Annotated in this window: 2 protein-coding genes; both read left to right on the forward strand. The window is 73.2% G+C overall.

Going from position 1 to position 4,274, the window contains the following annotated elements; all coding sequences use genetic code 11:
• Positions 1-3,146, forward strand: a 3,146-nt coding sequence (locus tag AC1D12_RS26235; protein ID WP_477843901.1) for an amino acid adenylation domain-containing protein, incomplete at its 5' end; no start/stop codon positions are given.
• On the forward strand, positions 3,143-4,274 hold a 1,132-nt coding region (locus tag AC1D12_RS26240), incomplete at its 3' end, for a condensation domain-containing protein (protein ID WP_477843903.1). The genes AC1D12_RS26235 and AC1D12_RS26240, both read left to right, overlap by 4 nt.

The raw sequence follows: 4,274 nt of genomic DNA on the forward strand, positions 1-4,274 counted from the left end.
TCGACCAGCCCACGCTCGATGCGTTGAACCTGCCGCTGGCGAACCTCGACGACCTGTACCCGCTGTCGCCGATGCAGGCCGGCATGCTGTTCCAGTCGYTGGTCGATGACGGCGGCGAGGCCTATCGCACGCAGTTGCGCGTCGATCTCGACGGGCTGGACGTGGCCCGATTCCGCGCCGCGTGGACGACGGTGCTGGCACGCCACGAGGTGCTGCGCAGCGGCTTCATCGCGCAGCCGCCGCTGCAGTGGGTGGCGCGCCGCACCGAGCTGCCGTGGTCGGTGCAGGACTGGCGAGGCCGTCCTGGTGCCGAGCTGGACACCTTCGCGCAGGCCGAGCTCGCCGCGCCGCTGGACCTGGCGCGGCCGCCGCTGATGCGCGTCGCGCTGCTGCGCACGCAGGACGATCGCCACCACGTCGTGTGGACCGCGCACCACCTGCTGCTCGACGGCTGGAGCAGCTCGCTGCTGCTCGGCGAGGTGCTGCGCGCGTATGAAGGCGCGCCGCTGCCGGTGCCGCTCGGGCGCTTCCGCGACCACATCGCGTGGCTGCAGGCGCGCGACCCGGCGGCCGGCGAGGCGCATTGGCGGGCGCAGCTCGCGCAGCTGGAGTCGCCGACGCACCTGGCCTCGGCGCTGCGCCGGCCCGCATCGCCGCAACCTGGACAGGGCGGCCTGCACCGCACGCTGCCGCTGCAGCCGCTGGCCGATGCAGCGCGCCGCGAGCGCGTGACGGTCAACACGCTGGCGCAGGCGGCCTGGGCGCTGGTGCTGGCGCGCTGCACCGGGCAGCGTACCGTCTGCTTCGGCAGCACCGTGGCAGGCAGGCCGGCCGAGCTGCCGGGCGCGCAGCAGATGCTGGGGCTGTTCATCAACACGCTGCCGGTGGTGGCGACGCTGCAGCCGGCGCAGCCGCTCGGCGCGTGGTGGCGCGAGCTGCAGGCGCAGGGACTGGCGGCGCGCGAGCATGAGCACACGCCGCTGGTCGAGATCCAGCGCTGGGCCGGGCAGGGCGGGCAGGCGCTGTTCGACAGCCTGCTGGTGTTCGAGAACTATCCGATCGACGCGGCGCTGCGCGAAGCGGCGCCGGGCGGGCTGCGCGTCGGCACGGCCCACACCCGCGACGACACGCACTATGCGTTGACGCTGGCGCTGCACCAGGGCGAGCAGCTGGCCTTCGACTGGCGCTTCGCGCACGACGCGTTCGACGACGCGACGGTGGCGCAGCTGGCCGCGCAGCTCGAGCAGGTGCTGACGGCGTTCGTGCAACAGCCGGATGCGTGCATCGGCGCGCTGGCGCTGCCGGCCGATGCCGAACGCGAGCGGCTGTTGCGGCAGGGCGAGGGCGCTTCGCCGGTGGTGGCGGATGAGCCGGTGCACCGCACGATCGAGCGGCTGGCTCGCGCGCAGCCGGAGGCGGTGGCGCTGGTCTTCGGCGAGGTGGAACTGAGCCGCGGCGAGCTGAATGCGCGGGCCAACCGCCTCGCGCACCGGCTGATCGCGCAGGGCGTGCGGCCGGAGTCGCGGGTCGGGATCGCCCTCGATCGGTCGGTCGAGATGATCGTCGCGGTGCTGGCCGTCTTGAAGGCCGGTGCGGCCTACGTGCCGCTGGACCTGGCGTATCCCGCCGAGCGGCGGCAGGCGATGGTGGAGGACAGTGGCGTCGCGCTCGTGTTGACCGAGGTGGATGGCGCCTCGCTGATGGGTGAAGCGGCGACCGATCCGCAGGTGGCGCTGCACGCCGACCAGCTCGCGTACGTGATCTACACCTCCGGCTCGACCGGCAAGCCGAAGGGCGTTGGCGTGTCGCATCGCGCGCTGGCGCGGCATGCGCAAGCGGCGGCGGCGTTCTTCGGCCTCGTGCCCGAGGATCGCGTGCTGCAGTTCGCGACGCTGAACTTCGACGCGTTCGTCGAGCAGCTGTTCGCGCCGTTGGCCCTCGGCGCGGCGGTGGTGCTGCGCGGGCCCGAGGTGTGGGACAGCGCGACCTTCCGCCGCGAAGTGGTGGCGCGGCGCATCAGCGTCGCGGACCTGACGACGGCGTACTGGCAGCTGCTGGCGCAGGATTTCGCGCGGACACCTCCCACTGATGTCTGCTCCTTGCGCCAGGTGCACGTCGGCGGCGAGGCGATGTCGCCCGAAGGCCTGAAGGCCTGGCGCGACGCCGGCTTGTCGCACATTCGATTGCTGAACGCCTACGGCCCGACCGAGGCCACCGTGACGGCTTCGGCACTCGATTGCACGCCGTTCGTCACCGGCGAAGCCCCATGGCCCGCGTCGGTGCCGATCGGCTGGGCCTTGCCCGGCCGCGCGCTGCGCATCGTCGATGCCGACCTGCACCCGGTGCCCATCGGCGTGGCCGGCGAGCTGTGCATCGGCGGCGCGCTGCTGGCACGCGGCTACCTCGGCCGGCCGGGCCTGACGGCCGAGCGCTTCATTGCCGATCCGTTCGATGCGAGCGGCGGCCGGCTCTATCGCACCGGTGACCTGGTGCGCTGGAACGATGTCGGGCAGATCGAATACCTCGGCCGCGTCGACCACCAGGTGAAGCTGCGCGGCTTCCGCATCGAACTCGGCGAGATCGAGACGGCGCTGCTGGCGCAGCCGGAGCTGCGCGAGGCGGTCGTGCTCGCCCGGGCCTCGGCGGGCGGGCCGCGTCTGGTCGCCTATGTGGCGCTGCAGCCGGGCGCATCGATCGAGCCCTCCGCGCTGCGCGAACGCCTGGCCACGCGGATGCCCGAGCACATGCTGCCGTCGGCCTTCGTGCAGCTGCCCGCGCTGCCGTTGACCCCCGGCGGCAAGCTCGACCGCCGCGCGCTGCCCGAGCCCAAATTCACCACCGACGCCGAACACGAACCACCCGAGAGCGACGCCGAGCACGCGCTCGCGGCGATCTGGTGCGAAGTGCTCGGCGTGCCGCGTGTCGGCCGCCGCGATCACTTCTTCGAGCTCGGCGGGCATTCGCTGCTCGCGGTGCGGCTGGTGGCCGAGCTGCGGCAACGGCTCGGGCTGGAGCTCGGCCTGCGCAGCGTGTTCGACCACCCGACGCTGGCCGGCCTGGCCGCGGCACTGCCGAGGCCGACCGCCACGACCACCGCGGACCGGCTGGGTGCTTTGCTTGACGAACTGGAAGATTCCCTGGAATGACGATCGAACTTGCTGCCTTGTCGCGCCGCTTCGCCCAGTTGCCCGCCGGCAAGCGCGCGGCGTTCCTCGAGCGGCTGCGTGCCGAAGGGCTGGACTTCGGCGCGCTGCCGCTGATCGCCCGCGAGCCCGGCACACCGGCGCCGCTCGCGCCGGCGCAGCGTGCGCTGTGGCTGGCGTGGCAGCGTGCACCGCAGTCGCCGGCCTACAACCTGGCCGGGCGCCTGCGCATTCGCGGCGGGTGCCGTGCCGATGGCGTGCAGGCTGCCGTGCGACGGCTGGTGCAGCAGCACGAGGTGCTGCGCACGCGGATCGCGCTGGATGCCGAGGGGCAGGCCATCCAGCGGGTGGATGCATCGGCGTCGTTCGGTTGGTCGGAACACGAGGGACGCAGCGACGATGCGGCGCGAGACTTTGCCGCGCAGCCGTTCGACCTGGAGGACGGCCCCGTCTTCCGCGCGGCCTTGTACTGCGAGCCCGACGGCACGCTGGCGCTGCTGCTCGGCGTGCACCACATCGCGGCCGATGGTGGCTCGGTCGCGCTGCTGCTGCAGGAGCTCTCGTCGCTGTTGCAGCATCCCGCCCGGGCCCTGGAGCCGCCGGCGCTGCAGTACGCCGACCATGCGCAATGGCAGCAACGCTGGCTGGCCGCCGGCGAGCTGGCACGCCAGCAGGCCTGGTGGCTCGATGAATTGCGCGATGCACCGCTCGCCACCACGCTGCCGCTGGACCGCCCGCGCAGCGCGCAGCGCAGCGCCCGCGGCGAGCTGCTGGGCTTCGGCCTCGCGCCCGAGACCRGCGACGCGCTGCTCGCGCTCGCGCGCCGTGACGCCGCCTCGCCCGCGATGGTGACGCTGGCCTTGCTCGCGCTGCTGCTGCACCGCTACGGCGGTGACCGCGACCTGTGCTTTGGCGTGCCGTCAGCGAACCGCGACCGCGCCGAGCTGGCCGGCATGGTCGGTCACTTCACGAACGTGCTGGTGCTGCGGTTGCGCATCGACCCGCAGCAGGGCTTCGCGGCCTTGCTGCGCCAGGTGCGCGAGCGACTGCTGGCCGCACGGCAGCGGGCACATCTGCCGCTGGACCAGCTGGTCGAGGCGCTCGGCATCGAGCGCGGCGCGGGGCTGAATC

The organism is Rhizobacter sp. P1_G5 (assembly GCF_056405435.1).